Source organism: Xanthomonas campestris pv. asclepiadis (genome assembly GCF_020784175.1).
Lineage (GTDB): Bacteria > Pseudomonadota > Gammaproteobacteria > Xanthomonadales > Xanthomonadaceae > Xanthomonas > Xanthomonas campestris_D.
Window position 1 is genome coordinate 140,385 of record NZ_JAJGQM010000003.1, and the last position, 23,297, is coordinate 163,681.

The 23,297-nt window shown below is 62.3% G+C and carries 33 protein-coding genes; 1 reads left to right on the top strand and 32 read right to left on the bottom strand.

Annotation, left to right across the window (positions count from 1 at the left end):
• Positions 1-88: 88 nt before the first annotated feature.
• Entirely contained in the window at positions 89-1,711 is a 1,623-nt protein-coding gene (locus LL972_RS02585; protein ID WP_228326316.1) for an amidase, read from the top strand.
• Here the strand turns inward: LL972_RS02585 and LL972_RS02590 are convergent.
• The 32 genes from LL972_RS02590 to fusA form a co-directional block, all read right to left on the bottom strand.
• Positions 1,701-2,828 carry a mechanosensitive ion channel family protein gene (locus LL972_RS02590; RefSeq protein WP_228326277.1) on the bottom strand — a complete coding sequence of 376 codons (1,128 nt, stop codon included), beginning with the start codon at positions 2,826-2,828 and terminating at the stop codon, positions 1,701-1,703. The two genes, LL972_RS02585 and LL972_RS02590, sit on opposite strands and share 11 nt — an antisense overlap.
• Before the next feature lie 85 nt (positions 2,829-2,913).
• On the bottom strand, positions 2,914-4,305 hold the full coding sequence (locus tag LL972_RS02595) for a class II 3-deoxy-7-phosphoheptulonate synthase (RefSeq protein ID WP_228326278.1): 1,392 nt from the start codon (positions 4,303-4,305) through the stop codon (positions 2,914-2,916).
• A gap of 48 nt (positions 4,306-4,353) precedes the next feature.
• A complete protein-coding gene (locus LL972_RS02600; RefSeq protein ID WP_228326279.1) occupies positions 4,354-4,872 on the bottom strand; it encodes a disulfide bond formation protein B in 519 nt (172 codons plus the stop codon).
• A 325-nt stretch (positions 4,873-5,197) separates the two neighbouring features.
• Complete coding sequence (gene rplQ, locus LL972_RS02605; protein WP_003486665.1) at positions 5,198-5,581, bottom strand: 50S ribosomal protein L17; 384 nt, start codon at positions 5,579-5,581, stop codon at positions 5,198-5,200.
• Positions 5,582-5,761: 180 nt separating this feature from the next.
• Positions 5,762-6,760 (bottom strand): DNA-directed RNA polymerase subunit alpha, encoded by a 999-nt coding sequence (locus tag LL972_RS02610; RefSeq protein ID WP_002811635.1) that lies wholly within the window; start codon positions 6,758-6,760, stop codon positions 5,762-5,764.
• 53 nt (positions 6,761-6,813) lie between these two features.
• Positions 6,814-7,440, bottom strand: a complete 627-nt coding sequence (gene rpsD, locus LL972_RS02615; RefSeq protein WP_002811641.1) for a 30S ribosomal protein S4 — start codon at positions 7,438-7,440, stop codon at positions 6,814-6,816.
• 15 nt (positions 7,441-7,455) lie between these two features.
• Positions 7,456-7,848, bottom strand: coding sequence for a 30S ribosomal protein S11 (rpsK, locus tag LL972_RS02620; protein ID WP_003486671.1), 393 nt, complete (start codon positions 7,846-7,848; stop codon positions 7,456-7,458).
• A 10-nt stretch (positions 7,849-7,858) separates the two neighbouring features.
• Positions 7,859-8,215, bottom strand: coding sequence for a 30S ribosomal protein S13 (gene rpsM, locus LL972_RS02625; RefSeq protein WP_003486672.1), 357 nt, complete (start codon positions 8,213-8,215; stop codon positions 7,859-7,861).
• Between the two features lie 349 nt (positions 8,216-8,564).
• The gene (gene secY / locus LL972_RS02630) at positions 8,565-9,932 is read right to left on the bottom strand and encodes a preprotein translocase subunit SecY (RefSeq protein ID WP_228326280.1); all 1,368 of its coding nucleotides are present in this window, start codon (positions 9,930-9,932) and stop codon (positions 8,565-8,567) included.
• A gap of 7 nt (positions 9,933-9,939) precedes the next feature.
• Positions 9,940-10,383, bottom strand: coding sequence for a 50S ribosomal protein L15 (gene rplO, locus LL972_RS02635; protein ID WP_016900650.1), 444 nt, complete (start codon positions 10,381-10,383; stop codon positions 9,940-9,942).
• 4 nt (positions 10,384-10,387) lie between these two features.
• Complete coding sequence (gene rpmD / locus LL972_RS02640) at positions 10,388-10,579, bottom strand: 50S ribosomal protein L30 (RefSeq protein WP_024938563.1); 192 nt, start codon at positions 10,577-10,579, stop codon at positions 10,388-10,390.
• The gene (gene rpsE, locus LL972_RS02645) at positions 10,572-11,114 is read right to left on the bottom strand and encodes a 30S ribosomal protein S5 (RefSeq protein ID WP_003486682.1); all 543 of its coding nucleotides are present in this window, start codon (positions 11,112-11,114) and stop codon (positions 10,572-10,574) included. The genes rpmD and rpsE overlap by 8 nt, the downstream gene beginning before the upstream one ends.
• A 159-nt stretch (positions 11,115-11,273) precedes the next feature.
• Entirely contained in the window at positions 11,274-11,633 is a 360-nt protein-coding gene (gene rplR / locus LL972_RS02650) for a 50S ribosomal protein L18 (RefSeq protein ID WP_016900655.1), read from the bottom strand.
• An 88-nt stretch (positions 11,634-11,721) separates the two neighbouring features.
• A complete protein-coding gene (rplF, locus tag LL972_RS02655) occupies positions 11,722-12,249 on the bottom strand; it encodes a 50S ribosomal protein L6 (protein ID WP_228326281.1) in 528 nt (175 codons plus the stop codon).
• A 15-nt stretch (positions 12,250-12,264) separates the two neighbouring features.
• On the bottom strand, positions 12,265-12,663 hold the full coding sequence (rpsH, locus tag LL972_RS02660) for a 30S ribosomal protein S8 (protein ID WP_010371096.1): 399 nt from the start codon (positions 12,661-12,663) through the stop codon (positions 12,265-12,267).
• A 205-nt stretch (positions 12,664-12,868) separates the two neighbouring features.
• A complete protein-coding gene (gene rpsN / locus LL972_RS02665; protein WP_228326282.1) occupies positions 12,869-13,174 on the bottom strand; it encodes a 30S ribosomal protein S14 in 306 nt (101 codons plus the stop codon).
• Between the two features lie 18 nt (positions 13,175-13,192).
• Complete coding sequence (gene rplE / locus LL972_RS02670) at positions 13,193-13,735, bottom strand: 50S ribosomal protein L5 (protein WP_010371090.1); 543 nt, start codon at positions 13,733-13,735, stop codon at positions 13,193-13,195.
• A gap of 11 nt (positions 13,736-13,746) precedes the next feature.
• Positions 13,747-14,064 (bottom strand): 50S ribosomal protein L24, encoded by a 318-nt coding sequence (gene rplX / locus LL972_RS02675; RefSeq protein WP_003486696.1) that lies wholly within the window; start codon positions 14,062-14,064, stop codon positions 13,747-13,749.
• Between the two features lie 15 nt (positions 14,065-14,079).
• Positions 14,080-14,448 carry a 50S ribosomal protein L14 gene (gene rplN / locus LL972_RS02680; RefSeq protein WP_003486699.1) on the bottom strand — a complete coding sequence of 123 codons (369 nt, stop codon included), beginning with the start codon at positions 14,446-14,448 and terminating at the stop codon, positions 14,080-14,082.
• Between the two features lie 14 nt (positions 14,449-14,462).
• A complete protein-coding gene (rpsQ, locus tag LL972_RS02685) occupies positions 14,463-14,732 on the bottom strand; it encodes a 30S ribosomal protein S17 (RefSeq protein WP_016900663.1) in 270 nt (89 codons plus the stop codon).
• 11 nt (positions 14,733-14,743) lie between these two features.
• A complete protein-coding gene (rpmC, locus tag LL972_RS02690; RefSeq protein WP_006450638.1) occupies positions 14,744-14,929 on the bottom strand; it encodes a 50S ribosomal protein L29 in 186 nt (61 codons plus the stop codon).
• Positions 14,929-15,342, bottom strand: coding sequence for a 50S ribosomal protein L16 (gene rplP, locus LL972_RS02695; RefSeq protein WP_006450637.1), 414 nt, complete (start codon positions 15,340-15,342; stop codon positions 14,929-14,931). The genes rpmC and rplP overlap by 1 nt, the downstream gene beginning before the upstream one ends.
• A gap of 5 nt (positions 15,343-15,347) precedes the next feature.
• On the bottom strand, positions 15,348-16,082 hold the full coding sequence (gene rpsC / locus LL972_RS02700) for a 30S ribosomal protein S3 (RefSeq protein WP_102252623.1): 735 nt from the start codon (positions 16,080-16,082) through the stop codon (positions 15,348-15,350).
• A 17-nt stretch (positions 16,083-16,099) separates the two neighbouring features.
• On the bottom strand, positions 16,100-16,435 hold the full coding sequence (gene rplV, locus LL972_RS02705; protein ID WP_002811686.1) for a 50S ribosomal protein L22: 336 nt from the start codon (positions 16,433-16,435) through the stop codon (positions 16,100-16,102).
• A 13-nt stretch (positions 16,436-16,448) separates the two neighbouring features.
• Positions 16,449-16,718: a 30S ribosomal protein S19 gene (gene rpsS, locus LL972_RS02710; RefSeq protein ID WP_005993369.1), complete on the bottom strand. Its 270-nt coding sequence runs from the start codon at positions 16,716-16,718 to the stop codon at positions 16,449-16,451.
• A gap of 6 nt (positions 16,719-16,724) precedes the next feature.
• Entirely contained in the window at positions 16,725-17,552 is an 828-nt protein-coding gene (gene rplB / locus LL972_RS02715) for a 50S ribosomal protein L2 (RefSeq protein WP_003486715.1), read from the bottom strand.
• 10 nt (positions 17,553-17,562) lie between these two features.
• Positions 17,563-17,862, bottom strand: coding sequence for a 50S ribosomal protein L23 (gene rplW, locus LL972_RS02720; RefSeq protein WP_002811694.1), 300 nt, complete (start codon positions 17,860-17,862; stop codon positions 17,563-17,565).
• A complete protein-coding gene (gene rplD / locus LL972_RS02725) occupies positions 17,859-18,464 on the bottom strand; it encodes a 50S ribosomal protein L4 (protein ID WP_016900669.1) in 606 nt (201 codons plus the stop codon). Before rplD ends, rplW begins: the two co-directional genes overlap by 4 nt.
• 12 nt (positions 18,465-18,476) lie before the next feature.
• A complete protein-coding gene (gene rplC / locus LL972_RS02730; RefSeq protein ID WP_006450633.1) occupies positions 18,477-19,127 on the bottom strand; it encodes a 50S ribosomal protein L3 in 651 nt (216 codons plus the stop codon).
• 11 nt (positions 19,128-19,138) lie between these two features.
• Entirely contained in the window at positions 19,139-19,450 is a 312-nt protein-coding gene (rpsJ, locus tag LL972_RS02735) for a 30S ribosomal protein S10 (protein WP_003486723.1), read from the bottom strand.
• Between the two features lie 465 nt (positions 19,451-19,915).
• Positions 19,916-21,106 carry an elongation factor Tu gene (tuf, locus tag LL972_RS02740; protein ID WP_024938571.1) on the bottom strand — a complete coding sequence of 397 codons (1,191 nt, stop codon included), beginning with the start codon at positions 21,104-21,106 and terminating at the stop codon, positions 19,916-19,918.
• A 48-nt stretch (positions 21,107-21,154) separates the two neighbouring features.
• Positions 21,155-23,272 (bottom strand): elongation factor G, encoded by a 2,118-nt coding sequence (gene fusA, locus LL972_RS02745; RefSeq protein WP_228326283.1) that lies wholly within the window; start codon positions 23,270-23,272, stop codon positions 21,155-21,157.
• Positions 23,273-23,297: the final 25 nt, after the last annotated feature.

Here is a 23,297-nt window from a genome sequence, read left to right on the forward strand (position 1 = left end):
GGGCACGTCATACACATTGTCACCCCGACGCAGCGCCGTTAGCCTGCGAACAGTCCTCCGGGGAAGACCGCCAATGCGATCCACCACCTTGTCCTTCGCGCTGCTGCTTGCGCTTTGCGGCTGTGCGCATGCCAACGGCCTGACGCCTGCCGACGCCAACGCCAACGCCAACGCCAACGCAGCCACTGTCAGGCACGACGATCTGCGCGATGCCGACATTATCGGCCTGCAGGCGCGCATGGCATCCGGCAAGACCAGCAGCCTGGATCTGACCCGCGCGTATCTGCAGCGCGTGGCGACCATCGATCGCGCCGGCCCCACCCTCAACGCGATCATCGAACTCAATCCGCAAGCCGAAGCCGACGCACGTGCATTGGACGCCGAACGCCGTGCCGGCCACGTGCGCGGGCCCCTGCATGGCATTCCGGTGCTGCTCAAGGACAACATTGATGCGCTGCCGATGGTCAACAGCGCCGGCTCACTGGCACTGGCCGATTTCAGGCCGGGCCGCGATGCGTTTCTGGTGCAGCGCCTGCGCGCCGCTGGCGCGGTGATCCTGGGCAAGACCAACCTGAGCGAGTGGGCCAATTTCCGCTCCACCAAGTCCAGCTCCGGCTGGAGCGCACGCGGCGGGCTGACCCGCAATCCGTATGCGCTGGATCGCAATCCCTGCGGCTCCAGTACCGGCACCGGCGCGGCGATCGCCGCCAGCCTGGCCACGGTCGGCATCGGCACCGAAACCGACGGCAGCATCACCTGCCCGGCCTCGGTGAACGGCCTGGTCGGGCTCAAGCCGACCGTGGGCCTGGTCAGCCGCGACGGCATCATTCCGATCTCGGCCAGCCAGGACACCGCCGGTCCGATGACGCGCAGCGTCGCCGATGCGGCCGCCGTGCTGCAGGCGATCGCCGCGCCCGACCCGCAGGATCCGGCGGCGCGCACTGCACCGACGTCCACACCGGACTATCTGGCGCATCTCAGGCCCGATGGCCTGCGCGGCGCCCGTCTGGGCCTGCTACGCAATCCGTTGCGCGAAGATCCGGCCATTGCCGCCACGCTCGAGCGCGCCGTGCAGACGCTGCGCGCCGCCGGCGCCACCGTGATCGAAACCAGTCTAGCAACCGATGGCCAGTGGGATGCCGCCGAGCAAACGGTCTTGCTGGTCGAGTTCAAGGCCGGCCTGAACGCGTATCTGCGCAGCCACGCCGCACCGGTGTCGAGCCTGGAGCAATTGATCGCCTTCAATCGCAGCCACGCGCAGCGCGAGATGCCCTACTTCGGGCAGGAGCTGTTCGAGCAGGCGCAGGCCGCGGCCGGACTGGACGATGCCGCGTATCTCACGGCCCGCGCCACTGCCAAACGGTTGGCCGGGCCGGAAGGCATCGACGCCGCGCTGCAGGCCAATCGCCTGGATGCGCTGATCGTGCCGACCACCGGTGCTGCCTGGGTCACCGACCTGGCCAAGGGTGACACCTTTCCCGGAGCCGGCTATGGCGCGGCCGCGGTTGCCGGTTATCCCAGCCTGAGCGTGCCGATGGGACAGACCCAGGGCCTGCCGCTGGGCTTGTTGTTCATGGGCAGCGCCTGGAGCGAGCCGCGCCTGATCGAACTGGCTTACGCCTATGAGCAACGCAGCAAGGCGCGTGTTGCGCCCCGCTACGCGCCGACTGCGCCCAGCGCGCCTGCGGCCGCGCCCGCAGCTACACCGTAGTCGCAGGCTCGCCGTCTTCAGCACCGGGCGAGCGCACGCTCTCCTGGACAATCGGCGCGGCGGCACGCAGGGGTGGCTTTTCCTGCGCGGCAATTTCGGCGCGGATCCTGGGCAGTGCGTAAGGGTGCTCGCGGGTCAGGAAGTCGATCATGCGCTCGCGGCTGATGCAGCGCAGATCGAACGCATCGCCGGAATTGCGCGCGCTCACCAGCAGGCGCACCTGGATCGTGCTCTCGCTGGTTTCGGTCACCTGGGTCACGCATACGCGTCCATCCCACAGCGGCTCGCTCTTGCAGATACGCTCCAGTTCGGCGCGCACCGCCGCGATCGGCGTGCGGTAATCCAGCCACAGGAATGCGGTACCGAGCAGATCGGCGCTGCTGCGCGTCCAGTTCTGGAACGGATGCTCGATCCACCAGGTCAACGGCACCACCATGCGCCGCTCGTCCCAGATCCGCACCACCACATACGAGCTGCCGATCTCCTCAATGCGGCCCCATTCGCCTTCCACGATCACCACATCGTCCAGCCGGATCGGCTGGGTCAGGGCGATCTGCAGGCCGGCGATCAGGTTGCCGAACACCGGCTTGGCCGCGATACCGGCTACCAGGCCGATGATGCCGGCCGAGGCCAGCAGCGTTTTGCCGATCTGGCGCACCTGCGGAAAGGTCAGCAGCACCACCGAGATGCCGAGCAGGATCACCGCGCCCATCACCACCCGGCTCAGCACGCGTGTCTGGGTCTGGATGCGCCGCGCGGTGAGGTTGTCGGACACCTCGATCGGGTTGCTGCGCAGGATCGCCATCTCGCCGGCGGCGACCGCGCGCACCAACAACCAGGTCACGCAGCCGACGATGCCGACGTGCAGCAGATGCTGCATTGCCGCCAGCCCCTTGCCGGATAGCGGCGTCGCTTCGGTGGCGACCCCCAGAAACAGCAGCGGCAGGATGAAGGCAGCCGGCAGCGTGACCACGCGAATGATGCGTGCGCGGCGATAGTCGCGGCCCTGCATGCGGCGAAACAGCCACAGCATCAGCGACCAGGTGACGATGCCCGCCAGCAGCGCGGCACTAAGCGGGATTGCATATTCGCGGATGACGTTCCAATCGGCAGTCAAACCGTTCCTCCTGTGGGGGGAAAGAGGGATGGCTGCAGCATCATGCCGCACGCGGCATGAGCATCACGTCATGCGCACGGTGACATCACGCGCCCAGCGGTTGCGACGCCACCTGCTGTTGCTTACGCACGATCGCCATTGCGATTTCCAGCGACTGCTCGTAGTTCAGGCGCGGGTCCACGCTGGAGCGATAGGCGCGTTCCAGATCGCGCTCGGTCAGCTCGCGCGCACCACCGGTGCATTCGGTGACGTCTTCGCCGGTCAGTTCCAGATGCACCCCGCCCAGCCGCGTCCCGGCGGCCGCATGCAGATCGAACGACAACTCGACCTCGCTGCGGACATTGTCGAAACGTCGTGTCTTATAGCCGTTACCGGTGCTTTCGGTATTGCCGTGCATCGCATCGCACACCCACAACACCCGACGCCCGTCGCGCTTGACCGCGTCCAGCAGCGGCGGCAACTTTTCGGCGATCTGCGCCGCACCCATGCGATGGATGAAGCTCAGGCGGCCAGGTTCGTCTTCCGGATTGAGCACATCGATCAGGCGCAACAGCTGATCCGGCTGCACCGACGGCCCCACCTTGATCGCAATCGGATTGCGCACGCCACGCAGATATTCCACATGCGCGCCGTCCAGCGCGGCGGTGCGCATGCCGATCCATGGGTAATGCGTGCTCAGGTTGAACCAGCCCCACTGGCGCGGCACCTGACGGGTCAGGCCTTCCTCGTACGGCAGCAACAGCGCCTCGTGCGAGGTGTAGAAGTCGATGCGATTGAGGTTGTAGACCTCTGCGCCGGACAAGGTCTCCATGAAGCGCACCGCATCGCCGATCGATGCCACCATCTTCTGGTAGTCCGCCGCCAGCGGCGAATACCCCACCCAATCCAGATTCCAGTATTCGGGATGGTGCAGGTCAGCAAAGCCGCCGTCGATCAAGGCGCGTACGAAATTCATCGTCATCGCCGAGCGCGAATGCGCGGTGATCATGCGCTGCGGATCCGGCACGCGCGCCGCTTCGGTGAAGGCCGGCGCGTTGATCACATCGCCACGGTAGCTCGGCAAGGTCACCCCGTCGCGGGTTTCGGTGTCGGCCGAACGCGGCTTGGCGTACTGCCCGGCAAAGCGCCCCACCCGCACCACCGGCAGGTGCAGGCCGTGCACCAGCACCAGGCTCATTTGCAGCAGCACCTTCAAGCGATTGGAGATCGTGCCTGATTCGCAATCGCTGAAATTCTCGGCGCAATCTCCGCCCTGCAGCAGGAAGCGCTTGCCCTCCTGTGCCTCCGCCAACTGGCGCTTGAGCGCGAAGATTTCCCACGAGGTCACCAGCGGCGGCAACTGCCGCAACTCACCCAAGGTGTGCTCCAGCGCAACGGCGTCCGGGTAGACCGGCATCTGCAACGCCGGGCGCTGCCGCCAACTCTGCGGCGACCACGGGTCCGCCTGGTTGAGGCACGAATGAGGGGAAGCGGACATCATGAACTCCAGAAATCTCGGGCGCCGGCAACCGCCGGAACGAAACGATCAGAATAGTTTGCGCGGACCACGCTGCCTGAACCCGGCATACAGCGCCCACAGCGCCAAGCCCACGAACCACAGCATGCTCCACATCGGCATGCTCAGGCCCAGGAAGCGCCAATCGATATTGCCGCAGTCACCGGTGCCGGTCAGCACGGTGCGGAACACTTCGAACGGGCCCATCGTCTCGCTCAGGAAGCTCAACGGCGGCCCGCACGACGACATCATGTCCTTGGGCCGGATCTGCACCCAGACATGCCGCGCCGCGATGCCCATGCCCACGCCGGCGGCGACAAAACTCAGCACGCCATAGACCTTGCGCGTGCCCGCTGCGCGCGGCCCATGCAACGCACCCAGCAGAAACAACACCGCCAGCGCCGCAAACGCGATCCGCTGGAAGATGCATAGCGGGCAAGGCTCCAGCCCAAGATGCAGCTGCACATAGATCGCGTAGGCAAGCAGTCCTGCGCAGGCAAGAAAGCCCAGCAGAAACTGCGCCCGGAAACCCCAACGAAATGGATTCATCGCTACCGCTTGCCTAGGATCGAATGCCCGATTATCAGCCATCGCTGCCGCGGTGACCACGGATGGCTGCATCGGGCAGGTCGCCTGGCGGCAGGCCCGGTGCAGCCATGCAGGTCGACAGTCATGCGCCAGCCTGCAGACCGCGCGGCGCTGCCCGGAGACGGTCACTCTTGCGGGGGCGTGCCTGATCGTGGTTGAGCCATGCACGTCGCCGCGCTGCCGCTGAAACACTGGCACCAAAATCGACCGACATGGTCCGGGACCGGCCATAAAAAAGCCCGGCGCTAGCCGGGCTTTTCGAGAATCTTTGCGAAGAGCAAACCGATTACTCGGCCACTTCCTCGGCGACGACCGGACGGTCGACCAGCTCGACATACGCCATCGGCGCATTGTCACCGGCACGGAAGCCGGCCTTCAGGATGCGCAGGTAGCCGCCGGGACGGGTCGCGTAACGCGGGCCCAGTTCGACGAACAGCTTGCCCACTGCTTCCTTGTCGCGCAGGCGAGCAAACGCCAGACGACGATTGGCAACGCCATCGACCTTGCCGATGGTGATCAGCGGCTCGGCGACGCGACGCAGTTCCTTGGCCTTCGGCAAGGTGGTCTTGATCAGCTCGTGCTTGAACAGCGAAGCGGCCATATTGCGGAACATGGCTTCGCGGTGCGCGCTGGTGCGGTTGAATTTACGGCCGGATTTCTGGTGACGCATGAGTGTGATTTCCTAAGGAATGTTGAGACTGCTTGAGAGACGTTGTCGCCTTCCTGGCGCTGTTGAATGGACTGCGGTTGGTCCGAGCCGGCCGTCCCTTGACCGGATGTCACCGCGGGCTCTGGCCCGTCGATGTAAAAAAACAGCATGGGCGCCCGAAGACGCCCATGCGGTGATGCATTAACCAAGCATGCCGTGCTGGGCGACACCGGCCGGCGGCCAGTTCTCCAGCTTCATGCCCAGTGCAAGGCCACGCTGTGCCAGCACTTCCTTGATTTCGGTCAACGACTTCTTGCCGAGGTTCGGGGTCTTGAGCAGTTCCACTTCGGTCTTCTGGATCAGATCGCCGATGTAGTAGATGCTCTCGGCCTTCAGGCAGTTGGCCGAACGCACGGTCAGCTCGAGGTCGTCGATCGGGCGCAGCAGCACCGGATCCACGCCGCTGGCAGCCGGCTTGGCTGCACCGCGATCGCGGTGGGTGAAATCGCCGAACACCGACAGCTGATCGCTGAGGATGTCGGCGGCGGTGCGCACGGCTTCCTCGGCATCGATGGTGCCGTTGGTTTCGATATCGATCACCAGCTTGTCGAGGTCGGTGCGCTGTTCAACGCGCGCAGCTTCCACGGCATAGGCAACGCGACGCACCGGCGAGAACGACGCGTCCAGCATCAGACGACCGATGGTGCGGGTCTCTTCGTCCGGACGACGACGTGCGGCGGCCGGCTGGTAGCCGAAACCACGCTCGATCTTCAGGCGCATGTTCAGCGCCGTGTCCTTGGTCAGGTGGCAGATCACGTGGTCGCCGTTGATGATCTCGACGTTGTGATCGGTCCTGATGTCGGCCGCAGTGACCGTGCCCGGACCCTGCTTGGACAACGACAGCGTCGCGCTGTCGCCACTATGCATACGAATCGCCACGTCTTTCAGGTTGAGCAGGACGTCAAGCACGTCTTCCTGCAGCCCTTCGACCGTGGTGTACTCGTGCAGCACGCCGTCGATCTCGACCTCGGTGATCGCAAAACCCGGGATCGACGACAACAGCACACGACGCAGGGCATTGCCCAGCGTGTGCCCGTAACCGCGCTCCAAGGGCTCGATCACGACCTTTGCGCGATTGTCGGTAAGACGTTCGATCTGCGGACCACGGGGGCGCAGAACCTGGTTGGCGGTAACCGTCATGTTGCGGGGTCTCCTGCGAACCTCCGGCGGTGCCGGAGGCTCTCCAATGTGAATTACTTCGAATACAACTCGACGATCAGCGCTTCGTTGATATCCGAAGGCAGGTCAGCGCGATCCGGAACGGCCTTGAACACGCCGCTGAACTTCTTCGAATCGACTTCGACCCACGACGGCGTCATGTCGTGCTGCTCAGCCACGGTCAGGGCTTCCTGCACGCGGAGCTGCTTCTGTGCCTTTTCCGACAGCGTGATCGCATCGCCAGCCTTGATCTGGTACGAAGCCAGATTCACCGACTTGCCATTGACCAGCACGCCACGGTGCGACACCAGCTGGCGCGCGGCCGGACGGGTGACGGCAAAGCCCATGCGGTAGCAGACGTTGTCCAGACGGGTTTCCAGCAACTGCAGCAGGTTCTCGCCGGTGTTGCCCTTCTTGGTCGAGGCCTTCTTGTAGTAGTTGCGGAACTGACGCTCCAGCAACCCGTAGATGCGCTTGACCTTCTGCTTTTCACGCAGCTGGGTAGCGTAGTCGGAGAGCTTGCCTTTGCGAGCCGCGCCGTGTTGGCCGGGCTTCTGCTCAAGCTTGCACTTGGAGTCCAGCGCACGCGCCGGGCTCTTGAGGGAAAGATCGGCGCCTTCGCGGCGGGCGAGCTTACAGGTAGGACCGATATAACGAGCCATTTCTTATCGCTCCCTTTAGACGCGACGCTTCTTCGGCGGACGGCACCCGTTGTGCGGGATTGGCGTCACGTCGATGATATTGGTGATCTTATAGCCCACGTTGTTCAACGAACGCACGGCCGACTCACGGCCCGGACCCGGACCCTTGATACGTACTTCCAGCGACTTCACGCCGTAGTCGAGCGCAGCGCGGCCAGCCTTTTCGGCGGCAACCTGAGCAGCGAACGGGGTCGACTTGCGCGAACCACGGAAACCGGCACCGCCGGACGTAGCCCACGACAGTGCATTGCCCTGGCGATCGGTGATGGTGACGATGGTGTTGTTGAACGAAGCGTGGACGTGAGCGACGCCGTCAGTGATGACGCGCTTGATCTTCTTCTTCGTTTTCTTTTCTGCTGGCTTTGCCATGATCTATCCCTTACTTCCTGATCGCCTTGCGCGGACCCTTACGGGTGCGGGCGTTGGTACGGGTGCGCTGACCACGCAGCGGGAGACCACGGCGATGACGCAGACCGCGATAGCAGCCCAGGTCCATCAGTCGCTTGATCGCGATACCGATTTCGCGGCGCAGGTCGCCTTCGACGACATACTTGCCGACTTCGGCGCGCAGGCGCTCGATTTCGGGTTCGGACAGATCACGAATCTTCGTGGTCGAGGTAACGCCTGCGGATTCGCAGAGCTTCTTCGAACGGGTACGGCCGATGCCGTAGATGCTTTGCAACCCGACCCAGACGTGCTTCTGGGCTGGCAGGTTGACGCCTGCAATACGCGCCATGACGCGATTCTCCAACTGAGTGATGGCCCGACAGCGCCCAGGCGCCATCCGGCAGGATGGATCAAAAGTGAACTCGGAATTGTAGCAAGGCCTCGGATTGCTTTGAAGCCCGTGGAACCAGAAGTTCCATGGACCCGGCGTGGGGAGTGTGCCCTCGCTCCGGCGCCGGACGATGTTGATCCAGAAAACTGCTCCGAATCGCCTGTACTACTCCCGCACAGGACCACCTCGTCACACCCGCGCGCGAGACGTCGCGCGAGCCGCCCTTCTGATCGGAAGATCGTGGCCCGGGAACCAGGCCGTCTTCACGCAATGAAGATCTAGTGTACCACCTAACTGCCCGCGAGACTTAACTGCGCGCCAGCCCGCCGCGCGAGCCACCCTTGAGGTTGGCCTTCTTCAGCAGGCTCTCGTACTGATGCGACATCAGATGCGCCTGGATCTGCGCAATGAAGTCCATCACCACCACCACGGCGATCAGCAACGACGTACCACCGAAGTGGAACGAGGTGCCCAGCTCCGTGCGCATGATTTCCGGCAGCAGGCAGACGATCACCAGGTACAGCGAACCGGCCGCGGTCAGACGTGTCAGCACGCCGTCCACATAGTCAGCCGTCGCCTTGCCCGGACGGATGCCCGGAATCAGTGCACCCGACTTCTTGAGGTTGTCGGCGGTTTCCTGCGAGTTGAACACCAGCGCGGTATAGAAGAACGCAAACCCGATGATCAGCGCCGCAAACACCAGCATGTGCACCGGCTCGCCCGGCCCGAGCGCATTGGCGATCTTCTGCAGCCACGAACCCACGCCACTGCCGGACGCCGCCTGACCCGACCACATCGACAGCGTGGCCGGGAAGGCCAGGATGCTGGAGGCGAAGATCGGCGGAATCACGCCTGCCATGTTGAGCTTCAGCGGCAGGAACGAGGTCTGGTTCATGTACGCATTGCGACCACCCTGGCGGCGCGCGTAATTGACCGTGATACGTCGCTGCCCGCGTTCTACAAACACCACGAACAGCGTAAACGCCAGAATGGTGATGACGATCAGCAGCAGCGAAATGAAGCTCAGATTGCCTTCGCGGAAGGCCTCGACGGTCTGGATCGCCGCCGACGGAAGGCCTGCAACGATGCCGGCAAAGATGATCAGCGACACGCCGTTACCGATGCCACGCTCGGTGACCTGCTCGCCCACCCACATCAGGAAGATGGTGCCGGCGGTCAGTGCAATCACTGCGGTGAGCACAAAGCCCATCCCCGGCGCGTACACCACAGGAGCGCCACCAGGCGCGGTCTGGTTCTGCAGTGCCAGCGCGATACTGCCGCCCTGCACCACCGCCAGCAACACCGCACCGATGCGCGAATACTGGGTGATCTTGCGTCGGCCGGATTCGCCTTCCTTCTGCATCGCCTTGAGGGCGGGAAAGATGTGCGTGGCCAACTGGATCACGATCGATGCCGAGATGTACGGCATCACGTTCAACGCAAAAATACTGAAACGGTGCAGGGCGCCGCCCGAGAACATGTTGAACATGTCCACGATGCCGCCGCCCTGCGCCTGCATCAACGAAAGCATGGCATCGGGATTCACGCCCGGCACCGGCACATAGCAGCCGATGCGATAGACGATCAATGCCCCGAGGACGAACAGTAGCCGCTGGCGAAGTTCCGTGAACTTGCCGAGCCCGCCACCGAGGTTACCAATGCCAGCCTGCGCCATCTGCCGATTACTCCTCTACGCTGCCGCCGGCAGCTTCGATTGCTGCCTTGGCGCCCGCACTTGCGGCGACACCCTTCAGCACGAACTTCTTGCTCAGCTCGCCCTTCAGCACGATCTTCGCCTTCTTGGCGCGGCTCGGGACCAGATTGGCCGCACGCAGCGCTGCAAAGTCGATCTCACCGGCTTCCAGCTTGTCCAGCTGGTAGGACAACACTTCGGCACTGTCACGCGCCATCTTGGAACGGAAGCCGATCTTCGGCAGACGGCGCTGCATCGGAGTCTGGCCGCCTTCGAAGCCGGCCTTGATCTTGCCGCCGCCCTTGCGCGCGAACGAACCCTTGTGGCCGCGGCCGCAGGTCTTGCCAAGGCCGGAGCCGATGCCACGACCGACACGAGTGCGCTCGGTACGGGCGCCGTCGGCGGGCTTGAGGTCATTGAGATGCAAAGTCATGAAATTAGTCCTCAACCTTGACGAGGTAGTGAACGGTGTTGATCAGACCGCGAACCTGCGGGCTGTCCTTGAGTTCACGCACATCGTTGAGCTTATTCAGGCCCAATGCACGCACCGACAGGCGGTGACGCGACTGGGTTCCACGCAGGCCACGCACCAGGCGCACCTTCACGGTCTTGTTGGTGTCCTTAGCCATGGTTGAGCTCCTCCACCTTCTTGCCGCGCTTGGCCGCAACACGGGCCGGCGACTGCACTTCCGACAGACCCTTCAGGGTTGCACGGACCAGGTTGATCGGATTACGCGAACCAACCGCCTTGGCCAGCACGTTCTTGACGCCGACCGCTTCCAGCACAGCGCGCATGGCACCGCCGGCGATGACGCCCGTACCTTCCGACGCTGGCTGCATGTAGACGCGTGCTGCGCCATGGCCGGACTTGACGGCATGCCACAAGGTACCGTTGTTCAGATCGACAGTGGCCAGGTTCTTGCGCGCCTGCTCCATCGACTTCTGGATGGCGACCGGCACTTCGCGCGCCTTGCCATAACCAAAACCGACCTTGCCCAGGCCATCGCCGACCACGGTCAGCGCGGTGAAGGTGAACTGGCGACCGCCCTTGACCGTCTTGCTGACGCGATTGACCGCGACCAGCTTTTCGATCATGCCATCGTCGACTTTCTCTTCGCGGTTACGGTCGCGATCACGACCCCGCGGTGCACGTTCTTCTGCCATCTTGATTCCTTGATTGATTGAGTATGTACGGCTCGAAGCCGCTTATGGTTGTGAAGTCACGCTGTGTTCCCGGCACCGTTGCAAAAGAACGGGACGGTCCGGCATCTCCCCCGCCGGCGGTAACGCGAACGTGGCCGATGGCCACATCCGCAGCAGTGCTTAGAACTGCAGGCCGCCTTCGCGAGCTGCGTCGGCCAGCGCCTTGATACGGCCATGGTAACGGTAGCCCGAGCGGTCGAATGCGACCTTCTCGATGCCCGCAGCCTTGGCGCGCTCGGCGATCAGCTTGCCGACCTTGACGGCCGCATCGCTGTTCTTGCCGTTCTTCAGGCCTTCCTTGACGTCGGCCTGCAGGGTGTTCGCCGCAGCGATCACCTTGGAGCCGTCGGCGGTGAAGACCTGCGCATACAGATGCTGGCCGGTGCGCAGCACCGACAGGCGAGCGACGCCCAGTTCACGGATGTGCGAACGGGTGGACTTGGCGCGACGCAGACGGGCGATGTTCTTGTTGATGCTCATGATATTTATCCTACGGAAGCTGAAGGGAAAGCGTGCTCCTGTCAAAAGTCCGCACAGGGATGTGCGGGCTCTTGCGAGGGACTCGCCATTAAGCCTTCTTGGCTTCCTTGCGAATGATGACTTCACCGGCGTACTTCACACCCTTGCCCTTGTAGGGCTCCGGCGGACGGAAACCGCGAATCTTGGCGGCGACTTCGCCGACGCGCTGCTTGTCGGCGCCCTGGACCAGAATTTCGGTCTGGGTCGGGGTCGACAGCGTGATGCCTTCCGGCGCAACGAACACCAGCGGATGCGAGAAACCGAGCGCCAGGCTCAGATCCTTGCCCTGCATGGCGGCACGGTAGCCGACGCCGACCAGCTCGAGCTTGCGCTCGAAGCCTTCGGACACACCCTTGACCATGTTGGCCAGGATGGCGCGCACGGTACCGGTGATGGCGATCTGAGACGGGTCATTGGCCGACAGCGTGGCAACGTCGCCGTCGATGGCGATTTCGACGCCAACCGGCTTCGGCAGGCTCAGGGTGCCCTTCGGGCCCTTGACACTGACCAGCTCGGGCTGGACGTTGAGTTCAACACCCTTCGGAAGGGAAACAGGCTTCTTGGCTACACGGGACATGATCGATTCCTTCCCTTAGGCCACGAAGCACAGGACTTCACCACCAACGCCGGCTTCGCGAGCCTGCGCATCGGTCATGATGCCCTTCGACGTGGAGATGATGGCGATACCCAGGCCGCCCAGGACCTTGGGCAACTCGGTCTTGCCGCGGTACTGGCGCAGACCCGAGCGCGAGAAACGCTTCAGGGTCTCGATGACCGGACGGCCTTCGAAATACTTCAGCACGATTTCCAGCTCCGACTTGTTGTTCTCGGTCGCTGTCACGCGCAGGTCGGTGATGTAACCCTCGTCCTTCAGGACCTGGGCGATCGCAACCTTGATCTTGGACGACGGCAATTTCACCGTCTGCTTACCAACCGCGGCCGCATTCTTGATGCGTACCAGCAGGTCGGCGATGGGATCAGTCATGCTCATATGAGTACCTTTGAGTGCACCGATATCCGCTTTCGCGAAAATCTTGTGTTTTCCTGGGGATGGGCCAGGACCCTTTACGCCATGCCGAGCCCATGCAGGCAAGACAGAAGCGGAAGTATACGACAAAAGAGCCCGACTTGCGTCGGACTCCCTTGTTGAACAGAACCATCCTGTTCAAGCCGGCCGCGAACGGCCAGTGGTGCTGTTACCAGCTTGCCTTACGCAGGCCCGGAACGTCGCCGTTCATCGTGGCCTTGCGCAGCATGTTGCGACCCAGACCGAACTTGCGGTAGACACCGCGCGGACGGCCGGACAGCTCGCAACGGTTGCGGTGGCGGCTCGGCGACGAATCGCGCGGCAGTTTCTGCAACTTGGTCGACGCTTCGATCTTCTCTTCGTAGGACGCATCCTGACTGGAGAGAATCTTCTTCAGCGCATCACGCTTGCCGGCGAATTTCTTTGCCAGCTTTGCACGCTTGATGTCGCGGTGGATCATGGAGGTCTTTGCCATTTCGGATGTCCTCGACGGTCAGTTACGGAACGGGAACTTGAACGCTGCCAGCAGCGCCTTCGCTTCCGCATCCGTCTTGGCGGTGGTGGTGATGGCGATATCCATACCGCGAATCGCGTCGACGGCGTCGAAGTCGATTTCCGGGAAGATGATCTGTTCCTTCACACCCATGTTGAAGTTGCCACGACCGTCAAAGGAGCGACCGGAAACACCACGGAAGTCGCGCACGCGCGGCAGCGAGATGTTGATCAGACGATCCAGAAACTCGTACATCTTGGCGCGACGCAAGGTGGTCTTGCAGCCGATCGGCCAACCGTCGCGAATCTTGAACGATGCGACCGAAACGCGCGACTTGGTGACCACCGGCTTCTGACCGGAGATCTTGGACATGTCGGCGACCGCATTTTCCAGAATCTTCTTGTTGGTAGCCGCCTCGCCCACGCCCATGTTGAGCGTGACCTTGACCAGCTTCGGCACTTCCATCGGATTGGTGTAGCCGAATTCCTTCATCAGGGCCGGCACCACGTTTTCCTTGTAAAACTTTTCGAGACGAGTGTTCATGATCGCATTCCTCAGGCGTCGAGCGCCTCACCGCTGGAGCGGAACACACGCAATTTGCGTCCATCCTCCAGCACCTTGAAGCCAACGCGCTCGCCCTTGCCCGTTGCCGGGTTGACGATATTGACGTTGGAGATATGGATCGACGCTTCACGCTCGACCACGCCGCCGGCGACACCCGCCTGCGGGTTCGGCTTGGTGTGGCGCTTGATGACGTTGGCATTGGAGACGATCACGCGATCGCCGTCCACACGCACAACTTCACCCTGCTTACCCTTGTCCTTGCCGGTGTTGATGACGACCTGGTCGCCCTTCTTGATACGGTTAGCCATGTGTATGTCCTCCGCTCACAGCACTTCGGGAGCGAGCGAGACGATCTTCATGAACTTCTCGGAACGCAGCTCGCGCGTCACCGGCCCGAAGATGCGGGTCCCGATCGGCTCCTGCTTATTGTTCAACAGCACAGCGGCGTTGCCATCGAAGCGGATCAGCGAACCGTCGGGACGGCGCACACCCTTGCGGGTACGCACCACGACGGCGTCGTAGACTTCGCCCTTCTTGACCTTGCCACGCGGAATGGCGTCCTTGACGGTCACCTTGATGATGTCACCAATGTGTGCGTAGCGGCGCTTGGAGCCGCCCAGCACCTTGATGCACATCACTTCCTTGGCACCCGAATTGTCGGCGACATCGAGGTAGCTCTGCATCTGGATCATGATTCAGATCTCCCTTATTCGGCCGAACGGGTGACGATTTCGACCACCCGCCAGTTCTTGGTCTTGGACATTGGAGCAATCTCGGTCACACGCACGACGTCGCCTTCGTTGCAGGCATTGTCGGCGTCGTGTGCGTGGAGCTTGGACGAGCGCTTGATGTACTTACCGTACAACGGGTGCTTGACCTGGCGCTCCACCAACACGGTGACCGTCTTGTCCATCTTGTTGCTGACGACACGGCCTTCGACCGTGCGCAGCGCTTGCTTTTCGTTGTTGTCGCTCATCGCGGCCGTCCTTACTTGGTGCTGCCGAGCAGGTACTTGACGCGAGCAATCTCGCGGCGCACCCGGCGGGTATCGTGGGTCTTCGGCAGCTGGCCGGTGACCTGCTGCATACGGAGCGAGAACTGCTCCTTACGCAGATCGGTCAGGTGGGCCTTCAGTTCGTCAGCCGACTTCTCGCGGAGTTGTTTGATATCCATCAGCGCACCGTCCGGGTCACGAAAGTGGTGGTCACCGACAATTTCGCGGCGGCAAGGCGGAACGCCTCACGTGCGACATCTTCGGGAATACCCTCGATTTCATAGATCATGCGGCCCGGCTGAATCTGCGCGACCCAGTACTCCACGTTGCCCTTACCGGAGCCCATTCGGACTTCGATCGGCTTCTTGGTGATCGGCTTGTCGGGGAACACACGAATCCACATCTTGCCGCCCTTCTTGACGTGGCGGCTGATCGTACGACGTGCTGCTTCAATCTGACGCGCGGTCAGCTGACCGTGCGCGGTTGCCTTGAGGCCGTACTCGCCGAAGCTGACGGCGTTTCCGCTCCATGCCAGGCCGTCGTTACGGCCCTTATGCATCTTGCGGTATTTGGTTCGCTTGGGTTGCAACATTGCCGTTACCTCGCTTCACGAGCCGGGCGCGAAGGACGGTCACCACGGTCGCCGCGATCGTTACGATCGTTGCGCGGGCTGTCGTCCTGCTTCTCCTGGCCAACCTGGGAGAAGTCGAAGACCTCACCCTTATAGATCCAGACCTTGATGCCGATGATGCCGTACGTCGTGGACGCCTCGGCAAAACCGTAATCAATGTCGGCACGTAGCGTGTGCAGCGGCACGCGGCCTTCGCGGTACCACTCCGAACGGGCGATTTCTGCACCGTTGAGGCGGCCAGCCACATTGACCTTGATGCCCAGGGCACCCAGGCGCATCGCGTTGCCGACCGAGCGCTTCATTGCACGGCGGAACATGATGCGACGCTCAAGCTGCTGCGCGATCGACTCGGCGACCAGCTGCGCATCCAGCTCCGGCTTGCGCACTTCAGTGACGTTGATGTGGGCAGGAACACCCATCATCGCGCTCACTTCTTTGCGCAGCTTTTCGATGTCCTCGCCACGCTTGCCGATCACCACGCCCGGACGGGCGGTGTGAATGGTCACGCGGGCGGTTTTGGCAGGGCGCTCGATCAAGATCTTGCTGATACCTGCCTGCGCGAGCTTCTTGCGCAGCATTTCACGCACTTTCAGGTCGGCTGCCAGATAGGCGGCGAAGTCGGCCTTGTTTGCGTACCACTTGGAATTCCAGTCCTTGGCGATGCCAAGGCGAATTCCAGTCGGATGAACTTTATGACCCATGGTCTTTTCCTTTCCGCTTACTTGGCGGCGCCGACAATCACAGTGATGTGACTGGTGCGCTTGAGGATGCGGGTACCGCGGCCTTTCGCCCGCGCCATGAAACGCTTCAGGGAGGGACCTTCATCAACCATGATGGTCTTGACCTTCAGCTCGTCGACATCCGCGCCCTGATTGTTCTCGGCATTGGCAATCGCCGACTCCACAACCTTCTTGATCAGGTGCGCAGCCTTTTTATCCGAGAACTTCAGCAGATTGACCGCACGTTCGGCGGACAAACCACGCACCTGGTCAGCGACCAAGCGGGCCTTCTGCGGGGAGATGCGCGCGGTGCGCAGGATTGCTTTCGCTTCCATCGTCATCTCTCCCTTACCTGCTCGACTTCTTGTCGCCACCGTGACCCTTGAAGGTCCGGGTGACGGCAAATTCGCCGAGCTTGTGGCCGACCATATTCTCGTTGACGAGCACCGGAATGTGGTTCTTGCCGTTATGCACGGCGATGGTGATGCCTACCATTTCCGGCAGGATCATCGAACGGCGCGACCAAGTCTTGATCGGCTTCTTGCTACCCGCAGCGGACTCCACCTTCTTTGCAAGGTGGTGATCGACGAACGGGCCCTTCTTGAGTGAACGTGCCATGGTCGATTAGCCCCTACGATCGCGGACGATGAATTGCTGGGTGCGCTTGTTCTTGCGCGTCTTGTAACCCTTGGTCGGAACACCCCACGGGGTGACCGGATGCGGATTACCCTGGCCAGCCTTGGCCTCACCACCACCGTGCGGGTGATCGACCGGGTTCATGGCCGCACCGCGAACGGTCGGACGAACACCGCGCCAGCGCTTGGCGCCAGCCTTGCCCAGCTTCTCGAGGTTGTGCTCGTCGTTGCCGACTTCGCCGATGGTGGCGCGGCACTCGACCGGCACCTTGCGCATTTCGCCCGAGCGCAGACGCAGCGTGGCATAGATGCCTTCGCGAGCGACCAGCTGGACGGCTGCACCGGCAGCACGTGCGATCTGAGCGCCCTTACCCGGCTTCAGCTCGATGCCGTGGACCGTCGTACCGACCGGGATGTTGCGCAGCGGCAGCGTGTTGCCGGTCTTGATCGGTGCGTTGGCACCGGCAATGACCTGATCGCCAGCCTTCAAGCCCTTGGGGGCGATGATGTAGCGACGCTCGCCGTCGACATAGCACAGCAGGGCGATATGAGCGGTACGGTTCGGATCGTATTCGATCCGCTCCACACGCGCCGGAATGCCTTCCTTGTTGCGCTTGAAGTCGATGATGCGGTAGTGCTGCTTATGACCACCACCGACGTGACGCACGGTGATGCGGCCATGGTGGTTACGACCACCGGACTTGCTCTGCGAGTCGAGCAGCGCCGCGTGCGGTGCGCCCTTGTGCAGATCGGGAGTAACCACGCGCACGGCGGAACGACGGCCGGGAGAGGTGGGTTTGAACTTCATCAATGGCATGGGATGGACCTCAGGCCTTGGCCGTTACGTCGATGGACTGACCATCAACCAGGCGGACGTACGCCTTGCGCCAATTGCCACGGCTGCCAGCACGGTTACGGAAGGACTTGCTCTTGCCCTTGACGTTGACCACGTTGACCGCTTTGACCTTGACGTCGAACAGCTGCTCAACCGCGGCCTTTACATCGGCCTTGGTGGCTTCGTTCGAAACTTCGAAGACATACTGGTTGGAAATTTCCTGCAGGCGCGCGGTCTTTTCGGAGACTCGCGGAGCACGCAGCACGCTGAAGATTTTTTCGTTGCTGCTCATGCCAGCCACTCCTCGACCTTCTTGACCGCATCGGCGGTGATCACGACCGTATCGGCCCCGACCAGAGCGACCGGATCCAGACCCTGCACATCACGCACCTGCACATACGGCAGATTGCGGGCGGACAGATACAGGTGCTCGGACGCTTCCTCGGTGACGATCAGCGGGCGCTTGCCCACATCCAGTCCCTTCAGCTTCTCGATCAGACCCTGGGTCTTGGTGGTTTCGACGTCGAACGCATCGACGATCATCAGGCGACCCTGGCGGTTAAGCTCAGAGAAGATCGCGCAGATGGCCGCACGGTACATCTTGCGGTTGACTTTCTGTTCGAAGCTGCGCGGCTTAGCCGCGAAGGTCACGCCGCCGCCGACGAAGATCGGAGCCGTCAGCGCGCCATGACGCGCACCGCCGCCCTTCTGCTTCTTCGACTTCTTGGTCGTGCCCGCAACTTCCGAACGCGTCTTCTGAGCCTTGGTACCAGCGCGACCGGCATTGCGATAAGCGACGACGACCTGGTGGACCAGATCTTCGCTGAATTCGCGACCGAACACGGCATCGGAGACCGAGACCTTGTTGTTGCTACCCGTGATAACGAGTTCCATCGTCATCTCTCCTTATGCCTTGCTCGCCGGACGGACGATCACGTCGCCACCAGCTGCGCCAGGCACGGCGCCGCGGATAGCAATCAGACCACGCTCGACGTCGACCTTGACCACTTCCAGGTTCTGCGTGCTTTGCTGCACGGCGCCCATGTGGCCCGACATCTTCTTGCCCGGGAAAACGCGACCCGGCGTCTGGCGCTGACCCAACGAACCCGGCGCGCGATGCGACAGCGAGTTACCGTGAGTTGCATCGCCCATACGGAAGTTGTAGCGCTTGATGGTGCCCTGGAAACCCTTACCCTTGGTGACGCCCTGGACGTCGACCTTCTGGCCGACCTCGAAGATGTCCGCCTTGATTTCGCCGCCGACGGCGAAATCGCCGAGCTGGGCATCTTCAACACGGAATTCCCACAGGCCGCGACCCGCTTCCACCTTCGCCTTGGCGAAGTGGCCAGCAGCCGGCTTGTTGACCAGCGCGGCACGACGGGCACCAACGGTAATCTGCACAGCGCTGTAGCCGTCAGCTTCGACGGTCTTGATCTGCGCGATGCGGTTTGGAGTTGCTTCGATCAGCGTGACCGGTACCGAGCGGCCGTCTTCAGTGAAGACGCGGCTCATACCAGCCTTGCGGCCTACGAAGCCCAACGAATATTTCTTCGTCATGGTCGTAGTCCTCAGGTCAACTTGATCTGAACGTCGACGCCAGCCGCGAGTTCGAGCTTCATCAGCGCGTCCACGGTCTTGTCGTTCGGGTCGACGATATCGAGCACACGCTTGTGCGTGCGGGTTTCGTATTGGTCACGCGCATCCTTGTCGGCATGCGGGGATACGAGGATGGTGTAACGTTCGATCTTGGTCGGCAACGGGATCGGGCCACGCACTTGCGCGCCGGTCCGCTTAGCCGTTTCGACGATCTCGCTGGCCGAACGGTCGATCAAACGATGATCGAACGCCTTCAACCGAATCCGGATCTTTTGTTCCGACATGACGGAAGCTTCCTTCGTTAAAAGAGCGACGGGCAAGGCCTCTGGGATACCTGCCCCGATATTCCTGACGTAGATGAAATCGTCATGCATCCTGCTGACGAGGGCCTTTCCTCCGCCCAAAAACTGAGGCAGACCGGTAAACCGGCCTGCCCAGACGGAAAAGTATAATGCGCAACAAGAGCACGGTCAACAACATGTGAGTTGTTGAGTGCTCCATGCAACGCGACCTTCCCGGTCTGGCGAACACGAGCGGCATCCTGCCGTTCTTTTCGCTGTAACTCAGCGCCCTACCCAGGGACACCGAGCCGCGCATTATAGCGATGGGGTTTTGCCTGCGCAAGCGCCCTGGTCCGTCAATACGCTGTCTATGCATATCCACCCGACCTGGCGCACAAAAAAAGGGCCGGCTTGCGCCGACCCTCTCTTTTGCAGATCCAGCGACTGAAAGCCGCCGGGCTGCAGGACTTACTTGATGATCTTGGCAACCACGCCGGCGCCGACGGTGCGACCGCCTTCACGGATGGCGAAGCGCAGACCCTCGTCCATCGCGACCGGGTTGATCAGGGTCACGACCATCTTCACATTGTCGCCCGGCATCACCATCTCCACACCTTCCGGCAGCTGGCAAGCGCCAGTGATGTCGGTGGTGCGGAAGTAGAACTGCGGACGGTAGCCCTTGAAGAACGGGGTATGACGGCCACCCTCGTCCTTCGACAGCACATAGACTTCGGCTTCGAACTCGGTATGCGGCTTGATCGAACCCGGCTTGCACAGCACCTGGCCGCGCTCGACGTCGTCACGCTTGGTGCCGCGCAGCAACAGACCGGCGTTGTCGCCTGCCTGACCCTGGTCGAGCAGCTTGCGGAACATTTCCACGCCGGTGACGGTGGTCTTCTGGGTGTCGCGGATACCGACGATTTCGATTTCGTCGCCAACCTTGATGATGCCGCGCTCGATACGACCGGTCACCACGGTGCCGCGGCCGGAGATCGAGAACACGTCTTCGACCGGCATCAGGAACGGACGATCGACGTCGCGGGTCGGCTCCGGGATGAAGGTGTCGAGTGCGTCGACCAGCTTCAGGATCGCCGGCACGCCGATGTCGCTCTGATCGCCGTCCAGCGCCAGACGCGCCGAACCGTGGATGATCGGGGTGTCATCGCCCGGGAAGTCGTACTTGCTGAGCAGCTCGCGCACTTCCATTTCGACCAGCTCGAGCAGCTCGGCGTCGTCGACCATGTCGGCCTTGTTCAGGAACACGACAATGTGCGGCACACCGACCTGACGCGAGAGCAGGATGTGCTCACGGGTCTGCGGCATCGGGCCGTCAGCAGCCGAACACACCAGGATCGCGCCGTCCATCTGCGCCGCACCGGTGATCATGTTCTTGACGTAGTCGGCGTGACCCGGGCAATCGACGTGCGCATAGTGACGGTTCGGGGATTCATATTCGACGTGGGCGGTCGAAATCGTGATGCCGCGCGCCTTCTCTTCCGGCGCCGCGTCGATCGCGTCATACGCCTTGAACTCGCCACCGAAACGCTCAGCACCGATCTTGGTCAGCGCGGCTGTCAACGTGGTCTTGCCATGGTCGACGTGACCGATGGTGCCGACGTTCACGTGCGGCTTGGTGCGCTCAAATTTAGCTTTTGCCATGACTAACTACCTCTAATTGAAAAATTTGTGAGAAGCGGCTGAGCGAACTCAGCCCTTCTTGGTGACGGCGTCGGCGATGTTGGCCGGTGCCTCTTCGTAGTGGTCGAATTCCATCGAGAACGTCGCACGGCCCTGGCTCATCGAGCGCAGCGAGGTCGCGTAGCCGAACATCTCACCCAGCGGAATCATCGCGTTGATGATCTTGCCCGACGGACTGTCGTCCTGACCCTGCAACACGCCACGACGGCGGCTCACGTCGCCCATCACGTCACCCAGGTAATCCTCCGGGCTGACGATTTCGACCTTCATGATCGGCTCCAGCAACACCGGGCTGGCTTTCGCAAAGCCCTGCTTGAACGCCATCGACGCGGCCAGCTTGAACGCCATTTCCGAGGAGTCGACATCGTGGTACGAGCCGAACACCAGCTTGACCTTCACGCCCACCACCGGGAAGCCGGCGATCGGACCACTGGTGATCGTCTCGCGCAGACCCTTTTCAACCGAGGGGATGAATTCCTTCGGGATGATGCCGCCGGTGATGTCGTTGATGAAGAGGAAATCGTCCTTGACGTTGTCGCTCTTGCGATCTTCTTCGCTCATCGGCGACAGCTCGATCACCACGTGACCGTACTGACCCTTACCACCGGACTGCTTGGCGTGCTTGTAGTCGGACTTGACGTCGGACTTGCGGATGGTTTCGCGGTAGGCCACCTGCGGCTTGCCGACGTTGGCCTCGACATTGAACTCGCGACGCATGCGGTCGACGATGATGTCCAGGTGCAACTCGCCCATGCCCGAGATGATGGTCTGGCCGGATTCCTCGTCGGTCTTGACGCGGAACGAGGGATCTTCCTGCGCCAGACGGCCCAGGGCCATGCCCATCTTTTCCTGGTCCGACTTGGTCTTGGGCTCCACCGCCATCGAGATCACCGGCTCCGGGAACACCATGCGCTCCAGGGTGATGACCTTGTCCTGCGCACACAGCGTGTCGCCGGTGGTGACGTCCTTCAGACCCACGGCAGCGGCGATGTCGCCAGCGCGCACTTCCTTGATCTCTTCGCGATTGTTGGAGTGCATCTGCAGGATGCGGCCCACGCGCTCTTTCTTCGACTTGACCGGGTTGTAGACCTGGTCGCCGGAGTTCAACGTGCCCGAGTAGACACGGAAGAACGTCAGCGAGCCCACGAACGGGTCGGTCATGATCTTGAACGCCAACGCCGAGAACGGCGCGGTATCGGTGGCCGGACGGGTGTCTTCCTTCTCGTCCTCATCGATACCCTGGACTGGCGGACGGTCGGCCGGCGACGGCAGCAGGTGCACGACGCCGTCGAGCATGGCCTGCACGCCCTTGTTCTTGAACGCCGAACCGCAGAACACCGGCACGATTTCGACCTTCAGGGTGCGCTCGCGCAGACCCACCAGGATCTCTTCTTCGCTCAGGTCGCCCTCGTTGAGGTACTTGTCCATCAGGTCTTCGCTGGCTTCGGCAGCCGCCTCGACCATGAACGAACGCGCCTCGGTCGCGATCTCGACCAGATCGGCCGGGATGTCGCGGTATTCGAAGGTGGTGCCCTGCGATGCGGTATCCCAATGGATCGCCTTCATCTTGAGCAGGTCGACCACGCCCTCGAAGCCGTCTTCGGCGCCGATCGGCACCTGCATCGGCACGGCGTAGGCGCCCAGACGGGCCTTCAGCTGCTCGACGACCTTGTCGAAGTTGGCACCGGTACGGTCCATCTTGTTGACGAAGGCCATGCGCGGCACGGAGTACTTGTTGGCCTGGCGCCACACGGTCTCGGACTGCGGCTGCACGCCACCGACGGCGCACAACACGAACACCGCACCGTCGAGCACGCGCAAGGAGCGCTCCACTTCGATGGTGAAGTCGACGTGCCCGGGGGTATCGATGATGTTGAAGCGGTGCTGCGGCATGGACTTGTCCATGCCCGACCAGAACGCAGTGGTCGCAGCGGAGGTGATGGTGATACCACGCTCCTGCTCCTGCTCCATCCAGTCCATCACTGCAGCGCCGTCATGGACTTCGCCGATCTTGTGACTGACACCGGTGTAGAACAGGATGCGCTCGGAGGTGGTGGTCTTGCCGGCATCGATGTGGGCCATGATGCCGAAGTTGCGGTAACGCTCGATAGGGGTGGTGCGGGCCACGGGGAGCCTCTCAATTTCTTGGATT